This window comes from Flavobacteriales bacterium, assembly GCA_020635395.1.
Lineage (GTDB): Bacteria > Bacteroidota > Bacteroidia > NS11-12g > UBA9320 > UBA987.
This window is the reverse complement of sequence record JACJZV010000001.1, coordinates 1,041,151-1,064,254: the sequence shown is the minus strand read 5'-3', so window position 1 is coordinate 1,064,254 and position 23,104 is coordinate 1,041,151. Positions and strand designations below refer to the sequence as shown.

The 23,104-nt window shown below is 38.5% G+C and carries 23 protein-coding genes; 14 read left to right on the top strand and 9 right to left on the bottom strand.

Annotated features, from left to right (window positions below; all coding sequences use genetic code 11):
* Window positions 1-3 precede the first annotated feature (3 nt).
* The 9 genes from H6607_04500 (at window position 4) to ftcD (ending at window position 11,134) form a co-directional block, all read left to right on the top strand.
* The gene (locus H6607_04500; GenBank protein MCB9261614.1) at window positions 4-288 is read left to right on the top strand and encodes a DUF721 domain-containing protein; all 285 of its coding nucleotides are present in this window, start codon (window positions 4-6) and stop codon (window positions 286-288) included.
* Window positions 285-935, top strand: a complete 651-nt coding sequence (locus H6607_04495) for a ribulose-phosphate 3-epimerase (GenBank protein MCB9261613.1) — start codon at window positions 285-287, stop codon at window positions 933-935. The genes H6607_04500 and H6607_04495 overlap by 4 nt, the downstream gene beginning before the upstream one ends.
* 28 nt (window positions 936-963) lie before the next feature.
* Window positions 964-3,471: a TonB-dependent receptor gene (locus H6607_04490; protein ID MCB9261612.1), complete on the top strand. Its 2,508-nt coding sequence runs from the start codon at window positions 964-966 to the stop codon at window positions 3,469-3,471.
* Window positions 3,472-3,566: 95 nt separating this feature from the next.
* The gene (locus tag H6607_04485) at window positions 3,567-4,619 is read left to right on the top strand and encodes a PorP/SprF family type IX secretion system membrane protein (protein MCB9261611.1); all 1,053 of its coding nucleotides are present in this window, start codon (window positions 3,567-3,569) and stop codon (window positions 4,617-4,619) included.
* 130 nt (window positions 4,620-4,749) lie between these two features.
* A complete protein-coding gene (locus tag H6607_04480) occupies window positions 4,750-6,030 on the top strand; it encodes an SUMF1/EgtB/PvdO family nonheme iron enzyme (protein MCB9261610.1) in 1,281 nt (426 codons plus the stop codon).
* 119 nt (window positions 6,031-6,149) lie between these two features.
* A complete protein-coding gene (gene gldL / locus H6607_04475; GenBank protein MCB9261609.1) occupies window positions 6,150-6,764 on the top strand; it encodes a gliding motility protein GldL in 615 nt (204 codons plus the stop codon).
* A 49-nt stretch (window positions 6,765-6,813) separates the two neighbouring features.
* Window positions 6,814-8,421, top strand: coding sequence for a gliding motility protein GldM (gene gldM / locus H6607_04470; protein MCB9261608.1), 1,608 nt, complete (start codon window positions 6,814-6,816; stop codon window positions 8,419-8,421).
* Between the two features lie 74 nt (window positions 8,422-8,495).
* Window positions 8,496-9,308 (top strand): gliding motility protein GldN, encoded by an 813-nt coding sequence (gene gldN / locus H6607_04465; protein ID MCB9261607.1) that lies wholly within the window; start codon window positions 8,496-8,498, stop codon window positions 9,306-9,308.
* Between the two features lie 140 nt (window positions 9,309-9,448).
* Complete coding sequence (gene ftcD / locus H6607_04460) at window positions 9,449-11,134, top strand: glutamate formimidoyltransferase (GenBank protein MCB9261606.1); 1,686 nt, start codon at window positions 9,449-9,451, stop codon at window positions 11,132-11,134.
* Here the strand turns inward: ftcD and H6607_04455 are convergent.
* The gene (locus H6607_04455) at window positions 11,131-12,483 is read right to left on the bottom strand and encodes a hydroxymethylglutaryl-CoA reductase, degradative (GenBank protein MCB9261605.1); all 1,353 of its coding nucleotides are present in this window, start codon (window positions 12,481-12,483) and stop codon (window positions 11,131-11,133) included. The genes ftcD and H6607_04455 overlap by 4 nt on opposite strands.
* A complete protein-coding gene (locus H6607_04450; protein MCB9261604.1) occupies window positions 12,480-13,484 on the bottom strand; it encodes a type 2 isopentenyl-diphosphate Delta-isomerase in 1,005 nt (334 codons plus the stop codon). Before H6607_04450 ends, H6607_04455 begins: the two co-directional genes overlap by 4 nt.
* Window positions 13,485-13,553: 69 nt before the next feature.
* Between H6607_04450 and truB the strand changes: the two genes are divergently transcribed.
* The 3 genes from truB to H6607_04435 are packed head-to-tail and all read left to right on the top strand — an operon-like array spanning window position 13,554 to window position 16,132.
* A complete protein-coding gene (gene truB / locus H6607_04445; protein ID MCB9261603.1) occupies window positions 13,554-14,231 on the top strand; it encodes a tRNA pseudouridine(55) synthase TruB in 678 nt (225 codons plus the stop codon).
* Window positions 14,232-14,247: 16 nt separating this feature from the next.
* Window positions 14,248-15,189, top strand: a complete 942-nt coding sequence (locus H6607_04440) for a bifunctional riboflavin kinase/FAD synthetase (GenBank protein MCB9261602.1) — start codon at window positions 14,248-14,250, stop codon at window positions 15,187-15,189.
* The gene (locus tag H6607_04435; GenBank protein MCB9261601.1) at window positions 15,176-16,132 is read left to right on the top strand and encodes a peptidoglycan DD-metalloendopeptidase family protein; all 957 of its coding nucleotides are present in this window, start codon (window positions 15,176-15,178) and stop codon (window positions 16,130-16,132) included. The genes H6607_04440 and H6607_04435 overlap by 14 nt, the downstream gene beginning before the upstream one ends.
* Window positions 16,133-16,140: 8 nt before the next feature.
* Here H6607_04435 and H6607_04430 read toward each other — a convergent pair whose 3' ends face one another.
* From H6607_04430 to ubiE, 6 genes are read right to left on the bottom strand one after another with little or no spacing between them, the layout of a single operon-like run.
* Entirely contained in the window at window positions 16,141-16,722 is a 582-nt protein-coding gene (locus H6607_04430; protein ID MCB9261600.1) for a gliding motility lipoprotein GldD, read from the bottom strand.
* 1 nt (window position 16,723) lies between these two features.
* Window positions 16,724-17,809, bottom strand: coding sequence for an LptF/LptG family permease (locus H6607_04425; protein ID MCB9261599.1), 1,086 nt, complete (start codon window positions 17,807-17,809; stop codon window positions 16,724-16,726).
* A 13-nt stretch (window positions 17,810-17,822) separates the two neighbouring features.
* On the bottom strand, window positions 17,823-18,185 hold the full coding sequence (locus tag H6607_04420) for a hypothetical protein (protein MCB9261598.1): 363 nt from the start codon (window positions 18,183-18,185) through the stop codon (window positions 17,823-17,825).
* A gap of 2 nt (window positions 18,186-18,187) precedes the next feature.
* Window positions 18,188-19,306, bottom strand: coding sequence for a tRNA guanosine(34) transglycosylase Tgt (gene tgt, locus H6607_04415; protein MCB9261597.1), 1,119 nt, complete (start codon window positions 19,304-19,306; stop codon window positions 18,188-18,190).
* Window positions 19,307-20,011 (bottom strand): PorT family protein, encoded by a 705-nt coding sequence (locus H6607_04410; protein MCB9261596.1) that lies wholly within the window; start codon window positions 20,009-20,011, stop codon window positions 19,307-19,309.
* Complete coding sequence (gene ubiE / locus H6607_04405; protein MCB9261595.1) at window positions 19,995-20,657, bottom strand: bifunctional demethylmenaquinone methyltransferase/2-methoxy-6-polyprenyl-1,4-benzoquinol methylase UbiE; 663 nt, start codon at window positions 20,655-20,657, stop codon at window positions 19,995-19,997. Before ubiE ends, H6607_04410 begins: the two co-directional genes overlap by 17 nt.
* A gap of 111 nt (window positions 20,658-20,768) precedes the next feature.
* On the opposite strand from ubiE, the gene H6607_04400 reads away from it, so the two are divergent.
* Window positions 20,769-21,374: a YihA family ribosome biogenesis GTP-binding protein gene (locus H6607_04400; GenBank protein MCB9261594.1), complete on the top strand. Its 606-nt coding sequence runs from the start codon at window positions 20,769-20,771 to the stop codon at window positions 21,372-21,374.
* Complete coding sequence (locus H6607_04395; GenBank protein MCB9261593.1) at window positions 21,364-21,831, top strand: hypothetical protein; 468 nt, start codon at window positions 21,364-21,366, stop codon at window positions 21,829-21,831. Before H6607_04400 ends, H6607_04395 begins: the two co-directional genes overlap by 11 nt.
* Before the next feature lie 224 nt (window positions 21,832-22,055).
* Here the strand turns inward: H6607_04395 and H6607_04390 are convergent, their stop codons facing one another.
* Window positions 22,056-22,895: a hypothetical protein gene (locus tag H6607_04390; GenBank protein MCB9261592.1), complete on the bottom strand. Its 840-nt coding sequence runs from the start codon at window positions 22,893-22,895 to the stop codon at window positions 22,056-22,058.
* Window positions 22,896-23,104 lie beyond the last annotated feature (209 nt).

The following is a 23,104-nucleotide window of genomic DNA, read 5'->3' as shown; positions in this document are numbered from 1 at the left end:
GTTATGCAAAACGAGCAATCTCTTAAGGATTTGATTGAAACTATGTTCGACTCGTATGAGTTGGGCGAAAAAATGGCCGAAAACCGAATAAAAAATGAATGGGAAACAATTATTGGAAAAACCATTGCCCGAAATACTGCGAAACTCTCGATACATAAAAAAACACTTTATATCGAAGTTTTATCGGCACCTCTGAAAAACGAATTGTTTTATCACAAACAAATAATTGTGGAGAAAGTGAATACTTATATTGGCAAAAAAATTATTGAAGATATAAAAATTAAATGAGTCACCTTATTGCCCCTTCTATTCTTTCGGCAGATTTTAACAATCTGCAACGCGATTTTGAGATGATAAACGACAGTGCCGCCGACTGGTTTCATGTGGATGTGATGGATGGAGTTTTTGTGCCAAACATTTCATTTGGTTTTCCGGTAATAAAAGGATTGAAAAAAATAGCAAAAAAACCACTTGATGTTCATTTAATGATTATTCAACCCGAACGATATATCGATGATTTTAAAAACGCCGGAGCGGATATTTTAACCGTGCATATTGAGGCCAGCACCCATTTGCACAGAACACTTCAGGCCATAAAAAATGTGGGTATGAAGGCCGGTGTTGCCCTCAACCCACACACCAATGTAAACCAACTGGAAGACGTGCTAAACGATATTGACCTTGTGTGCTTGATGAGTGTAAATCCGGGATTTGGTGGGCAAAAATTTATTGAAAACACCTACCAAAAAATTTCAACCCTTGCCACCATGCGAAAAAATGCAAATGCTCATTTTCAAATTGAAATTGACGGCGGCGTTACTCTGGACAATTACAAAAAGTTGGTGCAGGCTGGGGCGGATGTTCTGGTGGCCGGAAATACCGTATTTTCGTCAAATAATCCCATCAATACAATTTCTTTATTAAAACACGTTTAGAGTCTATATCATAAAATTAATGACCCTTTTGAAAAGATTCTTCCCACTCATTTTAGTACTTTTTTCGATAGAAATTGTTCAAGCTCAATCAGATTCGGCCAACATTTTTGGAAAAGTTATCGATGAAGATGGGCAGGCTATCCAAAGCATTCCAATTGCATTCGACTCAACTTTTAATGTCTTTACAGATGCCAATGGAAAATATAATGTTACCGTTAGATGGGGAAAATCGTATCGGGTTCGTGCCGATAATTATGGGACAATAATTTCTAAAAATACCCCTGTTCTGAGGCGAGGTCAATCATTTGAAGTCAACTTTTTGTTTGAAAACAACACGCTAACACCAACGGAAATCTCGATTCGCAATCCAAAAATCATAACTATACCTCCCAGAACAATAACAAAATTGACCTCACTGCAAATAGAAGATGTGGTGGCCCGCGTATCTCTTGGAGTTTCAAAACGAAACGAATTGGGTTCGGCATACAACGTGCGGGGCGGAAATTTTGACGAAAACCTTGTTTATGTAAATGACATTGAAGTTTATCGCCCATTTTTGGCTCGAAGTGGCCAACAGGAGGGTTTGAGTTTTATAAACCCCTACATGACCAAAAGCATTCAGTTTTCTTCAGGTGGTTTTGAGGCAAAGTATGGCGATAAAATGTCATCCGTATTAAACGTGACTTACAACGAACCCAGAAAACTATCGGGTGCGGTAGAAGCCAGTTTAATGGGTGGCAGCATTCAGGTGCAAGACCGACCTGCCATCAGATTCAGCTATTCTGTTGGAGCCAGATATCGGAGTTTGCAATATTTATTGAATAGCTTAGATGTATCCGGCGATTATCGGCCAAAATTTGTGGATATACAATCTGACATGTCGTTTTACAATCTGACCCATCACTTAACATTCAGTTGGTTTTCTACCTATTCTCAAAATCAATATTTGGTGGTTCCTCAAAGCAGAGAAACGAATTTTGGCACTATTCAAAACGCCGTGCGGCTTTATATTGGCTTTGGCGGTGCCGAAAAAATGGATTACAAAACATTTTTAAATGCCATTACCGTAAAGTTTCGGCCTAATGATTCGACAACTTTCAAACTTATCGGAAGCAATTTCAACAGCCAAGAAACAGAGCATTTTACTATTGAAGGAGCTTATCGGTTGGAGCAACTTGAGAACAACCCGGGTTCCGACAATTTTGCCTCGGCAAGGGCCCTGTTGGGTTATGGGTATTTTATCAACCATGCAAGAAATAGCCTAAATGTTGATGTTTCCAACCTTAAACTAATGGCATCTATAAAACGCCGAAAACATAATGTAAATGCCGGTGCCACTTATCAAATTGAAAAAATTAAAGATTATTTAAAAGAGTGGAACTTTAACGATAGTTCCGGATACAGATTGAACAGCTCTTCCTATCCCGCCAATGAAATTCATTTGGATGACTATGTAAAAATGACCAACATGCTCAATACCAATAGAATTATGGCATATATTCAGGATGAAGTAATAATTAATAAGGATTATAATGCCACGCTCAATTGGGGAATAAGAGCCAATCATTGGAGTTTGAATAAGGAAACAACATTAACTCCTCGTGCCATTTTTAGCTTTGAGCCCAACAGAAAACATAACAACACCATTCAGGCTCAATTTAATGAAGCCATCTACCAATTAGATGCCAATATTAAAAACTATGCAGACACTTTTAGTAAGATAAAAGACCATTTCACAGACCTCCGAAAAAGAGATTTATTTATTAAGGCATCGTTGGGAGCCTATTATCAACCGCCTTTTTATCGTGAATTGAGAAATATCTATGGCGTTTTAAACACCAATTTACAATCTCAAAAATCATATCATTTTATGCTTAGTTCTGATTTGACTTTTAAAGCATGGGGGCGTGATTTTAAATGGATAAACGAAGCCTATTATAAACTACTTAAAGATTTGGTGCCATATACTATCGACAATGTAAAGCTCCGATATTTGGCCACCAATTCATCAGAAGGCTATGCCGCCGGATTCGACACACGGGTAAACGGAGAATTTATTGAAGGCCTTGAATCTTGGATTAATTTCGGAATTTTAACCACAAAGGAAAACATTGAATATAAAGATTCGGCGGGCAACATCAAACACAGCGGATTTATAAGTCGCCCCACCGACCAACGTCTAAACTTTTCCATTTTATTTCAGGATGAATTGCCTTCCGACTCCTCCTACAAAATGAATATTAGTTTGGTTCTTGGATCCAAACTTCCGTATTATTTCGGTGGCGAACATAGGTATAGCCGCACTTTTAGTCTTCCGGAATATCGTAGGGTGGATATTGGCTTTAGCAAAGAAATCAAACCAAAAAAACTGTCTCAATTCGAATCTTTTTGGTTGAGTTTAGAAGTATTCAACCTATTGCAAGTAAACAACGTGGCTTCATTTCTTTGGGTAAAAGATTTGAACAACAATGTTTATGGCGTTCCCAATTATTTAACTGGCCGAAGACTGAACATCAAACTCATTGGAAGATTCTAAAAAATAAAAATTTTCCAACCTTTTTATAACATTCCACGTCAACTATTTGATTTATAATTTTGTTTCACTTTAATTTGTGCAATCAGCAAATGAATATGCGTTATTTTACATTAAGGACTTTTCTTGTAGTTGTTACACTCTTAGTGGGGTATATGGCTAAGGCTCAGCAAGACCCATATTACTCTCATTTCAAGTTTGTTAAACAAGCATACAATCCGGCAACTGTTGGCGAGAAAGATGATTATATATGTATGTCTCTTCTTCAACACAATCAGTGGCTTGGATATCAAGATAACACATGGGTTGATAGAGAAACCCAACAACCCATACAAGGTGGTACTATAGAAAAAAATGTTGCACCAGTTACTACCAACTTCAATATTAGTGGTAATATAAAACCTGAGGCAAGACCCTATCCTATTGCCGGTGTTGGTCTTTCTGTATATAACGACCGTATTGGCTATATGAAAACGCAAGCCTTCAAAGGTCAGGCAGCATTTTTTCTTCCAATTCAAGGAAATTTTGCACGTCTATCGTTGGGAGTTGAGTTAGGTTTTTCACAATTCGGTTATGTAAATCCAAACTTTCGTTTTAAGCACCCAAACGATCCACGAATACCAACCCAAAATGTATCAGCCTCCAAATTTGACGTTGGTTTTGGGGCATATTACAAACAGGCACGCTTAGGTAATAAATTTGATGATTTTTATGTAGGAGCTTCCTTGTCTCATTTGAATGGAGCAAATTACAATTTAATCATTCAAAACACAAGTACACCCTATACGTTAGCACAACATATATATGTAGGCACTGGTGCAAAAATGGATATGGGAGCCAACGTATTGGAACCTGCCGTTTTGATTAAATATAATAGTAAACTTCAAATTGACTTAAACTGTACCGTATTAAACAACAACACTTGGAGAGCCGGTTTAGGTTATCGTCAATGGGGAAATACGGATGCCTTTACCTTTTTGCTTGGTTACGTTACTGGCCAAACACAGTTTGGATATTCTTTCGACCTTACAGCAAGCCGGGTTCAGAGTGTGAGTAACAACACCCATGAAATAATGATTAGTTACTGTTTTCAGCCGAAAGCTCCGCCAGAGAAAGGGCAGGATTATGATAAAACCCCAAGAGAATTGTAGTTGAATTTGGAAAATATTACACAATAATTATAATCAGCCTTTCGTTATTACCCTGATTTTCAAAAACAAAAAACATTTGTTTGGTAAAAATTAAGAAATTATTATTGTAGATTGTTAAGAAACGACGTATATGAAAAACACAGTAAAGTTGTCATTTCTATTTGCCATAGCTACTCTAACGAGTTGCATGGGTACTTCAGACTGGGAGTTGACAGGTGTTCCGGGCAGAAAGCCTTGGTTTCATCCTGAGCCTTATGGAACGGTTTACATCAAAACCGGAACCTTCCATACCGGTCAAAGCGATCAAGATATTTTTAGAAGCTACATTGCTCCTAACAAACAAGTGACTATTCACTCTATGTGGATGGATCAAACGGAAATTACGAACAATGAATACCGCCAGTTCGTGTATTATGTTCAAGATTCTATTGCACACAAAATGTTAGACAACATCAAGGAAATTGAAAACCCTGATGGAACCAGCTATGAGGTAATTGATTATGAGGGAGAACTTGACTACACCAACGAAGATTTGGGTGACATGTTCTACAAACAAAAAGATCGTTATAATGAGGCGTATCAAATAGATATGCGTAAATTGGTGTATGATTATCAATTTGTTGACCTTGTTATGGCCGCTAATGACTATGGTAAATACTACGATGAGAAAAACGATCGAAGTAAATACATCAAAAAGAAAAAAGTTAAAATTTATCCCGACACCTTGTGCTGGATTCGCGATTTTGCTTATTCATACAACGACCCAATGACACGTGTTTATTTTTACCATCCAAAATATGATGATTATCCGGTTGTGGGTGTAAACTGGCATCAAGCCAATGCCTTCTGCGATTGGAGAACACGGATAATGCAACACCATTGGAATGAAGTGGATATGCCTTTGACTGAAAGTTGGAGACTCCCAACTGAATACGAATGGGAATATGCTGCTCGAGGTGGTAGAGACAATAATATGTATCCGTGGGGCGGTCCTTATACCCGAAACAGTAAAGGCTGCTTTTTGGCAAACTTTAAGCCAAACAGAGGAGATTATATTGGTGACGGTGGTTTCTATCCTGTAAGATCTGATTCATACTTCCCTAACGATTATGGGTTATACAATATGGCAGGCAACGTGGCCGAGTGGACTATTAACGCCTATGCCGAGTCTAGCCACCAATTTACGACTGACTTTAACCCAGATTATCGTTATGATGCGGTAGAAGAGGTAGATGGTGAAGATTACATTACGTTATCAAGAAAAGTAATCAGAGGCGGTTCTTGGAAGGACATAGCCTACTTTATTCAAAACAGTTCAAGAGCTTATGAATATCAAGACACTTGTAAATCATTCATCGGTTTCCGATGTGTTCAAACTTACATTGGTCGTTCTGCCCTTGACACACAATAATTGCATTTGAACAGTTATCAAATATTAAAACACAAAAATTTAAAAGTCTAAAGTTAAACAATTAAAAAAGTATTAAAATGAGTAAAAGTTTTTTGGAAACCAGAAAAGGTAAACGAGTAATGGGGATGGCCTATGGTATTGGGGCTGCTGTTGTAATTGCGGGTGCATTGTTTAAAATCATGCACTGGAAAGGAGCAAACGAAATGCTTATAGCTGGTATGTCCACCGAGGTGTTAATTTTCTTAATATCTGCATTCGAACCTATTCACGAAGAGTTGGATTGGACCTTGGTTTATCCTGAATTGGCCGGATTGGAAGGTGATGGCAATAGAAATAAAAAGAGCAATAATAATGGCCTAAGCGTTTCTCAAGAACTTGATAAAATGTTGGCTGAGGCCAAAGTAGGTCCAGAATTGATAGAAGGATTAGGTAGCGGCCTGCGTTCATTGAGCGAAAATGTTGGAAATATGGCTGATTTGAGTGGAGCAACGGTTGCCACCAAAGAATACGCTGAAAACATTTCAAAAGCAAGCAATAACTTGGGAGCTATGAGCGGTTCCTACTCAAGAGCTATTGCAGCACTTGATAGTTTGGCCGACACTACCGAAGCCTTTAAAGCTTCTGCTTCCGCTATTACCAACGTAAATTCTAACTTAGCTGCATTCGACAAAAATATTCAAAGCTTGAATGGCATCTATGGTGGTATGTTGAACGCAATGCGACCAAATAACTAATTTACCCAACGTTAGTTAAAATTTTGTTAAACTTAAAAAATTAAAAACTATGGCAGGTGGTAAATTAAGCCCTCGTCAGAAGATGATTAACATGATGTATCTCGTGTTAACAGCCCTTTTGGCACTAAACGTATCAAAAGAAATCTTAAAATCATTCCATTTAATGGAGGTTTCTTTCAACAAAGCAAAAGAAAACTTGGCATCTAAAATAGATTTGCAGATGAAAGCTTTTGCTAAACAAGCAGAAAACGACCCTACTCTTGTTCCATATTATAACAGAGCCTTAGAAGCGAAGACGATTACCGATGATTTTGTTGCCAAAATTGATGGTATAAAAAAGGAGTTGGAAGATAAAACAGGAGGTAGAGAGGAGTTGGCCGACAAAGACAAAAAATCGTATGAGGCTGAATTGGTAAAAATGGACGATATGGAAAACCATGCAAATTATTTCATGGTTGAAGATAAGGGTAAGCGAGGAAAGGATTTGGAGAAATTGGTTAATGATACTAGAGCAAAGTTGATTGCCGTTCTTGATTCGGATACTGCAAAAGGTGTTTCCATCGAAGCTTCAAAAAAGCAATCTGTTGAGCATAGTTGTCAATTGATGGCCGCATTGGATCCAAATGAAAAAGGAGACCATTATCCATCTTGGTCGGCGAAATATTTAGAGCATAGTCCATTGGCAAGCGTTATGACGTTGCTAACTAAAATGCAGACAGATGCTCGCTCAACTCAAAGTGCTGTTTTGGATGTTTTGAATCAAGGTGATGTGCCTGAGCTCAAAATTGAGTCAATGGAGGCTGTTGTAAAGCCACTTAATGGTTCTGTTATTATGAAAAACGGGACATATCAAGCGGAAATATTTTTAGCTGCTAAGACAAAAGGAAGTGAAAATGATGAATACATTATTACACAAGGCGGTAGCGGTGGATTAACGAAAGAAGGTGGCAAAATGATTTATAAGGCCAATGGTGGTTCATCAGGAGAATTTAAATTTGCCGGAAAAGTAAATGTTAAAACTGCAAAAGGAACTAAAGAATATCCTTTCGAAAGTACGTATCAAGTTTTTGAGGGTGGTGCAACTATTTCCGCTGATTTGATGAACGTGCTATACATCGGGATTGATAATCAGATATCTGTTGGGGTGCCAGGCGTTAATCCGAATGATGTTTCTGTAACAATGTCTGGTGGAAGTATCTCTCGCTCTGGGGGTAAATACGTTGCACGTGTTTCCAGTCGAGGTGAGGCAGTTATTTCAGCAAGTGCCAAAATGAGTGATGGTACAACAAGATCTGTTGGTTCTCAAAAATATCGTATCAAGAAATTACCGACTCCGATTGCTCAATGGGGTGCGATTGCAAGCGGTACACCATCACCAAAGCCTGCTCTTTTGGCACAAAATTCAATATTTGCCTCGATGGGTGAAGGTTTTGTGGTTGACGGAATAACATACTCCGTTACAAGCTATCAGTTTGTTCTTGCCCCGAGACGTGGTGAGGCATTTCTGACTAAAGGAAATGGTGGTGCAATAAATGGTGCGATGAAAGGTGCAATTCAAAAAGCCAATAGAGGGGATAGGATTATTGTTGATCAAATTCGTGCCACAGGTCCTGGAGGAAGTGTTACTCTGCAACCAATAATGATTGAAATAATTTAAAATAAATTAGGTAGTTTTGCGTTCTCAACTAAATGCGAGTTGTTATGATTAAAAGAATTCTGATTTTTACATGTATGGTTTCTTTATTCGCAACTGAGGGTTTCTCCCAAAGTGCAGAAGAAGATTTTTCATACGACAAAAAGGCGGTTAATGAGCGAAAGGTAATTCCACACAGATACACCCGAGAGGCTAACGTGAAGTATTATCAAAGAATTCATAGAATTATTGATGTTCGCGAAAAGCAGAACTTACCTATGCATTGGCCTCGAAACCCGTTTTATAACATTATCTACTGTGCAGCTACCAGTGTTGATTGCCCTATGGGACATGTAACCGCTTACACTAGTGATTCATTAGAAAACGGTGGTGTCTATTCAGAAGACGATTTAAAAGATAGAGGTGGGTATGAATTTGTGACGAAAATTCCTGACCCTGACTATCCTGGTGACTTTAAAGATACGGTTATGGTGGTTCAATTTGAGGCAAAGGATATTCGTAAATATAGAGTAATGGAAGATTGGATTTTTGATTATAACTATTCAGATTTCAGAGCTCGTATTATTGCAATTGCTCCCTTGTTTGATCAAAAGGCTAGTGGGGTAAGTATTGGCGAAGCTTCTCTATTTTGGGTAAAAATGGATGAGCTGAGACCTGTATTAGTGAATCAAGAAATCTTTAATCCTCATAATAGTGCTGCAAGGTTATCATTTGACGATTGGTTTGAAATGAGAATGTTTAGTAGTTATGTTATTAAAGAGGAGAATGTTTGGGATTATGATATTAAATATTATCCCGAAAATGAAGACAATCCATTCAGTTCTTTGATTAAAGCTGAAGAGATTAAAAATAACCTCTTTATTTTTGAGCACGACCTTTGGGAATATTAATCTTCAACAAAATTTAATACAATCCCTGCCCATCAAAAGGCAGGGATTTTTTTTTCCGTTAATTTCGCCACTTCAAAACTCATGGTTCTGTTGTCCCGTTTTAACCATTGAGTTTACTATTTAACATTAATTATAAACAGATGAAACAGTTAATTGAATGCGTGCCTAATTTTAGTGAAGGTAGAGATATAAGCATCATTAATCAAATAGCGGAGGCCATTAAAGCAGTTGACGGAGTAAAATTGCTTGATGTTGACCCGGGTAAAGCAACAAATCGAACAGTTATAACCTTTGTGGGTGAACCAGAACCTGTAATAGAAGCTGCCTACCAAGCCATTTTGATTGCTGGCAAACTTATAGATATGAGCAAACACCACGGTGAACACGCCCGCATGGGAGCAACCGATGTTTGTCCTTTGATACCCGTTTCAAATATAAGTTTGGAAGAAACAGCCAAATATGCTATAAAACTGGCCGAGCGTGTTGGTAGCTCCACAAACATACCGGTTTATTTGTATGGTGCCGCCCAAAAACAAGCCTATCGAAATGATTTATCCGTAATTCGGGCAGGAGAATACGAAGGCTTTTTTGCCAAAATAACTCAACCTGAATGGAAGCCTGATTTTGGAAAGGCCGAGATGAATGTTTTCTCCGGAGCTACGGTGATTGGTGCAAGGGATTTTCTGATAGCGTATAATATCAATCTGAACACAAAATCAACCAGAATAGCCAACCGAATTGCCTTTGATGTGCGTGAGGCAGGACGAGTAAAGCGAATCGGAAATCCGTTTACAGGCGAAATTGAACGGGACGAAAATGGCGAAGCTGTTCGTATTCCTGGTGTTTGTAAATCGGTAAAAGCCGTTGGGTGGTATATTGAAGAGTATGGCATCGCCCAGATTTCGGCCAATTTAACGAACTATAAAGAAACCCCCTTACATGTTTTTTTTGACGAAGTAGAGAAAAGTTGTATTGAGCGTGGTGTGCGTATTACCGGAAGCGAATTGGTGGGCTTAGTACCCCTAAACGCTCTGCTGGAGGCCGGAAAATTCTTTTTGCAAAAACAAGGTAGATCTGTCGGTGTAAGTGAGAAAGAAATAATTGAAATAGCCATTAAATCGCTTGGTCTTGATGAATTAGCACCGTTTGACCCAAATAAAAAAATTATAGAATATGCCTTAAAAAATGCCTCTGATACGCGATTGGTGGATATGACCTGTCGTGAATTAGCTGATGAAACGGCATCTGAAAGCATGGCTCCGGGTGGTGGCAGCATTTCTGCGTTGATGGGTAGTATGGGAGCTTCGTTGGCCTCAATGGTTGCCAACCTAAGTGCCAATAAAAGGGGTTGGGAAAATCGAATTGATGAGTTTTCGGACTGGGCTGAAAAAGCTCAACAAATCAAAGATAAACTGCTCTATTTTGTTGATGAAGACACACGTTCGTTCAATGGAATTATTGACGCTGTTCGTATGCCTAAAGATTCAGAATCTGAAATAATTGATAGAAATGAAGCCCTTTTAAAAGCCTCTATATATGCTGCAGAAGTGCCTTTGCAAGTTATGAAAACTGCTTTTGAGGCATATAGCTGCATTGATGCAATGATAAAAAATGGGAATAAAAACTCCATTACCGATGCCGGAGTGGGTGCATTGTGCATTAATGCCGCCATTCATGGGGCAGGCATGAATGTTTTGGTAAATTCAAAAGGTTTAAGCGACCCTGCCAAAGCAAATGCCTTAAGTACATCTGCAAATGAATTAATGGCAGCGTCAAAAACAGAAGTTGAGCGGCTTACCTCTATTGTTTACGCAGCCATTAGTTAGTTTGTTTTTTTAAACTCAGACTCAGAAATACCTCGGAGATTGCACAAAGCTTCTAACGCCGACTGATAGCTCGGTACTTTATTGGTAAAATGTTTTATAATTTGCTGCTTTTCGTGCTCGGTGGCCTCAAATTGATTCAGAATATTGAGCAAATGCATTTTCATGTGTCCTTTTTGAATTCCCGTTGTGGTAAGCGACCGCAAGGCTGAAAAATTTTGTGCCAATCCAGCCACAGCCACAATTTTCATCAGTTCTTCTGCATTCGGATTGCCCAATAATTCACTTGAAAACTTTACCATTGGGTGCAATGATGTTATGCCACCAACCGTACCTAAAGACAGCGGAATTTCGATGTAGAATGTAAATTGTTCATCTTTTACCTCAACATGTGATAGACTTCTATACTGACCGGTTTTAGAAGCATACGCATGCACACAAGCCTCAATAGCTCTAAAATCATTTCCGGTGGCAATAACCACGGCATCAATGCCATTCATTATGCCTTTGTTGTGTGTTACTGCCCTATATGGCTCAATTTCGGCCACATGCACCGCCCGCACAAAGTTTTCTGCAAAATGCTCTGGGTTTATCCCCTCCCCCACATGCAATTCGGAAACAGGGCACGAAACGGAGGCTCGCACCAAGCAATCGGGTGTGTAATTGCTTAATATTCTCATAATTACCTCCACATTGTTTTCTCCTTCCAAAAAAGTGGTGTCGGCAGCAATTTCCGATTCCAATATATCAGCCCATTTTTCCAAAATGGTATTGATAAAATTTGCTCCCATAGAATCTCGGGTTTCAAAACTGCCTTTTAGTTGATAATAATTCGGCTCAAGCCCCGATTTGTTTACCAATTCGATATTCAAAATGCCACCACCTCTGGCCCGCATATTTTTAGTAATTTCTTGGGTTTTCTCAAAAAAAAGAGGTTTTATCCGTTCAAAGAAACTATTTAGATGGTTAAAATCTTTGCCTCTCCAAACAAAATGAACATGCCCAACTTTGGTGGTACTCAACACCTCCGCCTTAAAACCACCTCTTTCTAACCAAAAGTTTCCGGCCTTGGACATGGCTGCCACCACAGAACTTTCCTCAATGGCCATGGGCAGACAGTACATTTTATTGTTTATCAAAAAATTGGGTGCCACACCAAATGGCATATAAAAGTTGGTGAGTGTATTTTCAATAAACTCATCATGCAGTTGCTGTATTTTTTCGTTGCCGTGCCAATAGCTTTTAAGCAATTCCAAAGCCTTTTCCGGCATTTCAAAATAATTGGTAATTACCCAATCTACCTTTCTTTGTTTGCTAAGTTTACTAAATCCTGATACTGGTTTTATACTCATTCTCTTATTGTTAAAAATTGCTCAGCCAGTCGGTATCCTTTTATTTGGGCTTCTATAAACTCGTCTAATTTTTCAAAACTCTCCTCTGCATAAGAAAGTAGAGCCGATGCCATGGCGAAAACAGCCGTATTTTTAATTTTCATGTTGAGATAATATCCGTCCAAAAAATTGGCAATTCCCCCCGAAACGATTATTTCTTTTGATAAAAATTGGTTGTTGTTTGAGGTTAATTGGTTGCATAAAGTAACCATTTCAGCGGCATTATGCCCAACATATACCAACTCCTCAAACTCGTTGCTTTTCTCTTTGGTTCTGTTTATCTCTACTTTTGAAAAATTGGTTCCACCGGCGGCGGCAAACTCAATTGCCTTTATTGGAAGTTTAAAAAGTGCTTCCAAACTTTTTGGCCCCATACCCTGCCCCACTTCTTTCACAATTACCGCACAATTCATTTTATCAAAAAACCGGTTCAGCGTATCAATGGGAGAATTTTTAAATAAATCTCCCTCTGCCTGAAACCACTCTTGTAGTGGGTTTATATGAATGATTAATCCATCCGTTTCGGTTTTATCTATCAACTCTTTTATCAAATGTAATCGGTTTGTTTCAATGAGTTGCTCCACCTGGGCAATGCCCAAATTGGCATAAAACGGAAAATTATCGCCAATATATTTTCTCAATTGAAAATCGGGAAGAAACGTGTCATTTTCCAAAATTATTCTACACGACCCCAGCCCCATACCCAAACCATGTTTGCCTGCTGCCTTTGCAAGGTTCATGTTGATTTTTCCAGCTCTTTCCGTTCCACCGGTCATGCTGCCTATCCACAACGGAAAGTTCATTTTTTTGGATAGAAATTCAAATTCATTGTACTTTACGGTGGGATGTGCAGCCAACATTGGTTCATAATAAAACCTTGAATCTGTCCTACTTATTTGCGAAGCAAGAGCCAATTCAATATGATCTGATTTTCGTTGAGATGTAGTATCTTTCATAGACATTGCGGGTTCAAAAGTAAGACTTTAAAAAGGCAACCGCCAATTTGTGTTTTTGTCCGAAATTTGCCGCCTATGATTCATTTTAACGAGGGGTACACCATCAGCATTGATAAGCCTTTAGGCTGGACATCTTTTCAGGTGGTGAAAAAAATAAAATACTTAACAAAAGTCAAAAAGGTGGGCCATGCCGGCACTCTCGACCCATTGGCCACCGGGTTGTTGATAATTTGTACAGGTAAGAACACCAAAAAAATAAACGATTTTCAGGCACAACCGAAGGAATACACCGGAAGTTTTACCATTGGGCACACCACTCCATCATTTGATTTGGAAACAGAACCCGAAAATGAGAAACCCATAGACTCAATAAATATCGAAACATTGCAAACCGTTGCTGAAAATTTTGTTGGCGATATTATGCAAATACCTCCCATTTTTTCGGCAGTAAAAATAAAAGGCGAACGAGCCTATGAAAAGGCCAGACGCGGAGAGGATGTTGTTATTGAAGCCAAACCCATAAAAATAATGCAATTTGAAATCGAAGCTTTTGAACCACCGATTGTAAAATTTAAGATTGCTTGCAGCAAAGGCACATATATACGCAGCATTGCCCGCGATTTTGGTGAAGCTCTGGGGTGTGGAGCCTATCTTAGCGAGTTGAGACGTACAAAAATTGGGGATTTTTCTGTTGAAGAAGCCTATTCCGTTCAACGATTTGAGGAATTTATAAACACATTAAAGCAAGGGTAATTATATTCGCCTTCTATTGAAAATAATTCGAGATTTAGAGCATTTTGTTGAGCATAAACCTGTGGTTTTAACTCAAGGCACTTTCGATGGGGTACATCTCGGCCATCAAAAAATTATTACTCATGTTGTGAAAAAAGCTCGAGAAATAGATGGCGTTTCGGTGTTGCTAACATTCTATCCTCATCCACGTCTTGTTTTATTTCCGGATGATAATCAACTAAAAATGTTGTCAACCATTGACGAAAAGGCACAATTGCTCGAATCGTTTGGACTTGATTATCTTGTGATTTTACCCTTTACCAAAGAGATAAGTAGAATTTCGGCCTATCAATTTATAAAAGACATTTTGGTGGAAAAGCTCCATATTTCTACCATAATTGTGGGATACGACCACCGATTTGGCAAAAACAGAGAAGGCTCGATTGTGGAAATAAAGAAGTTTTCACATCAATTTAATTATCAGATAGATCAGATTGCCGAACAAGATATTAACGATTGCATTGTGAGCTCTACCAAAATTAGAAATGCACTTTTGGATGGCAATATTCCGCATGCAAATGAGTTGCTTGGAAGAACTTTTGGCATTAGAGGCATAGTAATTGAAGGAAATAAACTGGGCAAAACCTTAGGTTTTCCGACGGCCAATGTTGAAATTTCTGACACCTATAAACTTATTCCGATGAACGGCGTTTATGCCGTTAGGGTGAATGTTTTGGCCAAAACCTACAATGGTATGGCCAATATTGGCACCCGACCGACTTTGAACTTAAAGACTCGTTCCATTGAGGTTCATATTTTTAACTTTAATGACAACATTTATGGACAAGAATTAGAAATTTTGTTCGTTAAACGTTGGAGAAATGAGATTAAATTTGAAACCGTTAAATTATTACAACATCAACTGAAAGCTGATGCTGCGGAAATAACAACTTTTTTTGAGCACTTTGAAAGTAAATAAATACATAATTTTTCTGTTGGGCTTTTTTGCCTTTGCCAATGCGGCCTTTGCCCAAGATGAGGATGCGAACGAAAACGACAATGAGGATTTAGAGAATTATGACGAAGATTATGGCGAAAGCTACGACAATGGTTTTGCCGATGAGGACATAAATTTGTCCGACTATGAAGGTTGGTGGGCTTATGATTCTTCACTTATTCCATGCTCTCACTTATACGGTCATAGTTGGGATTCGTTAAATGTAGATCAGCCCAAATTGGCCGGAATGGATAGCCTTATCGGAATTACTTTGGGACTGGTTGAGTCTGGCTGCGACTACCACCACCCTTGCCCTGGCGACCTTACAAGCAATTTTGGTTGGAGGTATCATAGAATGCACAAAGGAGTGGATATAGATTTGGAAACCGGAGACCCAGTGTATGCGGCTTTTGACGGTGTTGTGCGAATAGCGAAATATAATGCTGGTGGCTACGGAAACTATGTGGTTATAAGACATTACAACGGTTTAGAAACACTTTACGGGCATCTTTCGGAGCGATGGGTTATTCCAAACCAAACGGTTTCTGCCGGGCAAATTATCGGTCTTGGTGGCAACACTGGTAGATCTACTGGTTCACATCTGCATTTTGAAACTTTATACAAAGGCAGACAATTGGATCCCAACAAAATCATCTCTTTCACCGACAAACAGTTAAAAGTGGATTCGGTATATATCAGCATCAGCGATTTTAACTATCCAACAAAACCGGCCACAACAACCTCAACTTCCACCACATCTTCAACTAAAACAAAGTCTTCAAAAGTTTATCACAAAGTAAAAAAAGGAGAAACACTTTGGGCGATTAGTCGAAAATACGGAACCACCGTCTCAAAAATCTGCAAGCTAAACGGCATAAAAGAATCTACTCCATTGCAGATAAATCAGAACCTGAGGGTAAAATAAGACTCTATTTATTTCCACTCGAGGGTTTTTAGAAGCACCTGCAAATCTTCTTTAAGAAATGAATAAATGGGTGCAACGGAATCTTGATTTGTTTTATAATCAAAGTAAAAAGAACCTCTTAAATAATGCTTCTTTACGTCGGTTAGATAAAAATTGAACGGTGTAGCGGACGGTCCAAGCAAGTCGTAGGTCATACCAAAGGTTTGATGTGCCGAGTCTGCAAAAACTTGATCTTCAATGGCATCGGCTTTTATATTGTTTCTATTAGCCAACTTAAACGCTTCTTCTCTAAGGGTGTCTAAATCTTCTAAACTCTGCAAATGTCTGTAGCTCAGATAAACTGTAGCTCCAAATTGCGGAATCCGAATATTAAACCAGCAAGGCAAGGCCGATTCATGTGTATCTCGCTCTGCAATGGCATAACTCGGAATATCAAACGTGTAAGAACAACCTTCATCAAATTTTGAATATTCCTTTTTTGGAAATTCAATTTTGGGGAATCCATGTGGTTTTGGAGTGTACTTTTGGCATGAACCAAATAAAACAACAACCCCAATGATTGGCAGAATGTACTTTTGAGTTCTTTTCATTTTATTTTTGAGTATTTGCATAGAGCCATATTCCGACAAAAATAAATATCACATTCGGAATCCAAACGGCCAATGCGGGAAGCATGGTGCCACTAGACCCCATTGAAGTAAAAAACTGAATGATGAATAAATAAGTAAAACTGAGAAGAATGCCTTTGGCCAAATTCCACCCAACGCCTCTTCTCGATTTTATGGATGAAACACAAACCCCAATAAAGGTTAAAATTAGCATCGAAAAAGGCCCAACAAACCGTTTCTGTTTTTCTGTTTCATAAAAAAAAGATTGGCCCGTACCTCTAAATTTTTCAAGTTCTATGTACTTGTTTAATTCATTTAAATTGAAAGACTGCACGTCATCTTGCCGTCTAAAAAAATCATCAGGATTAAACGGAATAACCGTATCTAAACTGTTGCCCGACTTGATGGAGGTTATGTTGCCGGTTTTGTCAAATTCTCTTATTCGGTAGTCGTAAATTCTCCATTTATTAACCTCCGGATTCCATCTTACCCTATTTCCAAAAAGTCTGGATTTAACACTTCCGTTTTCAATTTTATCAAGCTGAATGTTGTATCCAAGGCTGTCAATGTAGTTGAAACTCTGCAACGACATAAATACGCCCGGCACCAATTGCTGTACTATGTCACGCTTGCTTTCGTGTTGCAATTCGCGAATCCATTTATTTTCAAAACGCACCCTGACTTTATCGGCACGAGGAATAATCCATGCATTGAGTACAAATGAAAAAAGTGCAATGATTATGGCAGTAATCATATACGGTCGGAGCAGTCTAAAATAGGAAGCCCCTGATGACAAAATGGCTATAATCTCTGACTTTGAAGCCAATTTTGAGGTAAAAAAAATGACTGTTATAAAAACAAATATTGGGCTGAAAAGATTGAGTAAGAAAGGTACAAAATTGAGGTAATAGTCGTTTATAATCTCCTTAAATGGAACTTGTTTTTGCACAAAGTCATCCACCTTTTCGGCCACATCAAAAACAATGATAATTACCGTAAAAAGACCGAGGGTAAGTGCGAAACTTCCCAAAAACTTTTTAATGATATACCAGTCAATTTTTTTTATCACCGCTCAGTAGGGCTTAATCCAATTTGTTTTTTGCGTTTTTGAGGCTGGCTAAAAAAAGCTTTGCCATTGCGTCACTTTCTTCTTTTAAAGGAATGATTATGTCGGGTTTTGGAAAAATATTATTGGTTAAAATATATTCCAACCAAAACGCACACCCATTGGCAGCGTCTGCCGCTTTGCTGAGGCGTTCAACAAATATTTCGCTGAGTTGGCCTACCATCAAACCTCTCGATTTTATACCAAGTTCAGAGGCGTATCTTACCAATTCTACTCGGGCAAAGGTAGCCATGGTGCTTTCTGCCGGCAATACCATTGCTACTTTTAAACAAGCCTGCACGAGGGTATCGGTTCTGTTGTATATCTCTTCCGGATTCATTTTTATAGTCTTTTTGTTACTTTTTTAACCATTATATTTTTCCATTCTACAAAATCATCGGCTAATATGTGTTTTCTGGCCTCACGAACAAGCCACAAATAGAATGAAAGATTATGAGTGCTGGCTATTTGAGAAGCCAAATGTTCTTTACAAATCGTTAAATGTCTTAAATATGCCTTTGAATAGTTGGGGGTCAACTCATCATCAACCGCACTAAAATCATTTTCCCACTTTTTATTGCGTATGTTTATTATCCCTTCTTTGGTAAACAACTGACCGTTTCGGGCGTTGCGAGTGGGCATAACACAATCAAACATATCAATGCCTAAAGCTATACACTCCAATATATTGGCCGGAGTGCCAACGCCCATTAAATATCGTGGTTTGTCTGTTGGCAAAATTCCGCATACCAAGTCGGTCATTTCATACATTTCTTCGTGCGGTTCTCCCACACTCAGGCCTCCAATGGCATAGCCGTCGGCGGTTTTTGATGCAATATACTCGGCACTTTGTTTTCTTAATTCTGGAAAAACACTGCCTTGAACTATTGGAAAAAGGCTTTGATTGTGTCCATACTTTGGTTCGGTTTTATCCATTTGCTCAAAACACCTGTCCAGCCACCTGTGGGTCATACGCATGGAGTTTGCAGCATATTGATATTCGCACGGATAGGGGGTGCACTCATCAAATGCCATGATAATATCAGCTCCGATGTACCGCTGAATATCGATGACATTTTCAGGTGTAAAAAGATGCTTTGAGCCATCGATATGACTTTTAAAAACAACTCCCTCCTCTTTTATTTTTCTTTGATCGCTTATAGAATAAACCTGATAACCGCCACTATCGGTAAGTATGTTTCTATCCCAATTCATAAATTTATGAAGGCCTCCAGCTTGTTCTAACAGTTCTATTCCGGGACGTAGAAAAAGATGATAGGTATTGCCCAAAATTATGGGGGCATTTACCTCGCTTTTCAGGCTATTCTGTCCAACAGCTTTTACGGTGCCTTGAGTGCCAACAGGCATAAAAATTGGTGTTTCTATTGTGCCATGAGGGGCATGCAAAACGCCAGCTCGAGCCGATGATTTTTTATCTTTTTTTAGTAAATCAAACTTCATCTACCCCTCAAAATGCAGAATAAACTGTATGAGTTTTGGCGAAATTCGAGAAAGTGATGAAGCATAGATAAATGGGTCGGGAACTAACGAATTTCCCAAACCGTTGCTGATTCTTATTTCGGGAGAAAATTTAAAGAATTCGTAATATAAGTCTAAACCAGCTCCAATATCGTAGCTAAAAGTGCCCGGATATAGTGCCACTATGGGTTTTGTATTGCTTCTATCTGTGTCAATATCCGAGGCAAAATCATACCTATAGGTCATGCCGGCCACCCAATACATACGTTTGTTGTGCGATCTTTTGGATTTGTGCTTTATCTGCACTGGGATTTCCATATACGTTGAGTTGATTTTGGCAATTCGCTCTTCACCCCCTTTAAACACATACTGAAGATGTCTTTCTACAAATTGGATATTTACCATTGTGCGAAAATCAAAGTATTTATTAATTCTCACATTCATTATTCCTCCCACTCCAAAACCAGGAAAACTAAGTGTATTTATCTGCTGAAGCGTGTCCACATCCAAAAAATTAGGTGCTGTATTGTATTTTAGTTTGCCGTAATTTCCAATAATCGAAAAACCAAAATGAACCCGTTGCAAATCATACGTAGGGTTTATTTCTTGGGCATAAGTCAATGATTTTGAGATTAATACCAAAACCACGACAACTATTTTTATGCTAATATTATTTACTCGCTTCATATATAGAACAAATGCCAAAAGTTAAACGGGTGTGCACACAATTGTGGTATCCACAACTCTTCAAAATTCGTAAAAAATTTTCACCTTCCGGAAAATGTTTTACTGATTCGGGCAAATAAGTGTATGCCTCTTTGCTACCGCTGAAAATTTTGCCCCACAATGGCAAAATGTATTTTGAATAAAAGTTAAACAACTGCTTTATTGGAAAAGTGGACGGTTTTGAAAATTCCAACACCACCAATTTGCCTCCAGGCCTTAAAACACGACGCATTTCGGATAATCCGGTTTCTAAATTTTGATAGTTTCTTACTCCAAAACCAACGGTGATAGCATCAAACTCGTCGTTGGCAAAGGGCAAATTTTCGCTATCTCCCTTTTGTAGTTTAATATGATTAAGACCCAACTCAGCCAGCTTTTTTCTTCCAACGTTCAACATGTTTTCTGATAAATCTACGCCTATTACCTCTGTGGGTTTTAATACGTTGGCTGCAATGGCCAAATCGGCAGTACCTGTGGCCACATCCAATATCTTTTTGGGTTTTATTTCGTTCAACTTAGAAATGGCCTTTTTACGCCAAATTTTGTCAATGCCCATTGATAAAAAATGATTCAAAAAATCATATTTGTGCGAAATGCTATCAAACATCTGCTCCACTTCGCGGCTTTTGCTGGCCGAAGTATTATACGGTTTTACTTCTGTTTTAGTTGCTTGCAACGCTATTGTTTTAGAGAATAAATTAAGTTTGCAAATATCGTTATGACAATTAAATCGGCAAAGTTTATTAAATCTTCTGCTACGCTTGAGCAAATGAAAGAAACCGACACCCCCGAATTTGCTTTTATTGGGCGGTCGAATGTAGGAAAATCAAGCCTCATAAACATGTTGGCCAACCAAAAACATTTGGCCAAAACCAGCAGCAAACCTGGAAAAACACAGCTTATAAATCAATTTTTGATTGATGAAAACTGGCTCTTGGTTGACTTACCGGGTTATGGTTTTGCAGAGGTTTCGAGCAAGAAAAAAGCCAAATTCAGCGACATGATTATGAATTATTTGTGCGAACGTAAAAATCTTTTTTCGGCATTTATACTGATTGACTGTCGGTTAGAACCCCAAAATATTGATTTAGAATTTGTAGAATGGTGCGGAGTTAAGCAAATTCCGTTTCAAATCATTTTCACAAAAGCAGATAAAATGAAACCGACTGCTTTGGCAAATAACATTGAGCTTTTTAAAGCTGCCATGTATAAACAGGGTTGGGAAGAATTGCCCGAATTTTTTGTATCAAGCAGCCAAAGTCATGCAGGTAAAGAGGAAATTTTAAAGTTTATTACCCAACTTATTTTAAACAATGGAAAATGAAATTTTGGATGATTTTTCGTCGGAAAACAGTGGTTTAGAAAAATCGAAAAAAATATTTATTGGTGCCGAAATTGGCAGTATTATTTTGCTCATTATTGGCCATTCATTCAAAATTATGCACTGGAAATTTGGCAACGAAATGCTAATGATAGGTTTTTTGGGGTTGACCGCCCTGTGCCTTTTTGTGTATCCTTTCTTTATAAGCAAAGAGTTTAGAAACCCTTTCAAACTTGTATTGATTTTGGGCTACATAACGGCTGGAATTCTTATTCTTTCATTTCTTTTTAAACGAATGAAATGGACAGGTTTGGGCTATTCAAGCACCGGAGGGCTTGTTCTGTTGGCACTAATAGCCTTTTTGTTAATTGGAATACGAAACAACAAGTTTACCAGCAACGATTTTTGGACTTATGGTTTTCGCTTGCTCATTGTGGCTATTATAGATTTGCTTTTGTGAGGTAAAGACCTGACAGGTTTTTCTATCCGCCAGTTGATAGGTGTTCCATTGATGTCCGCCCCTTCACAATTTTCCGGATTGGCAGGGTTGGTGCTAATGCCTTTATCTTTAGGGCATTCGGTACATTGAGCGTGCAGTTGCAACGAACCAAGCACGCAAAATATTATTATTATTATTATTATTATTGTTGTTCTCATTGTATTTTTCATTAATTTAATTTTTCACTATTTTATTTTTCGTCCGCTAAATTCGTAATCAGAGTAAACGTCATTACCTCTGTATATTTTATATGCCCCAGTTATCGAAAGACTCTCTCTGTCAATCGAAACCACGCCATTAGATGGTCCAAGGTAACTGGATGTCCTTATATATAATTTCGAGTTAAACTGGAGATTATCATTGAATGTTCCACCGAAAACCGTATCCGGAGGATTTTTTGAATCTCTGTCGAAATTGATGTATTGTATATCGCCTTTCCAATTGTCGCAACTATAATCTATGGGAAACAAAGGCGGTGGTCCTACATAATACCAATTGCGTATGCCAATTATGGTGCTATCCTTTTCGCCTTTAAAAAGTACTTTAAAATCGCCGTTGGTTAAAAATTCGCACGGTGTTTCCACAAAATGAATGTATTGGGTTACGGTGTCAATGCCATCGTCGTCGGGGAAACAGGCCTTATCGGGTGTTCTTCTTAAAATAAGCGTAATGGGTATATCGTTTTCGCCTGTTTGTTTTGTGTCGCTAAAATCGCGGCTAAAAACCGGGTCGGTTATTATCTCCGAACCCAGCAGCCAAGTGCAATGGTAGGATGTGTCGCCTTTGGTGTATCCTACAGGCCGAAAACCCACATCATACCTCATAAAAGCCACATCGGGGTTAAACGCATCAATCCACTTTGGAAATTCTAACTTAAACACCTGGCTCATTTCAAAATCGGCCGTTACGGGTTGTTTTCCGTAACAGGGGTCGTTGTTTCCACACTTTGGGTTGGTGGGGTCGTTGCAGGTTACATCGTCATCTTTACACCCCTGCATACCAAAGCCCGCCCAAAGAAGAACCATGGACATAAAAATTTTAAAGGTATTCATAGCTTTACTGTTCCATTGTTGTCCGCCCCTTCACAATTTTCCGGATTGGCCGGGTTCGTGCTAATCCCTTTATTTTCTGGGCATTCAGTACATTGAGCGTGCAGTTGCATTGATATCAGCACACATAATATTATCGTTAAAACTATTGTTTTCATTTTATTTTTCATTAATTTAATTTTTCA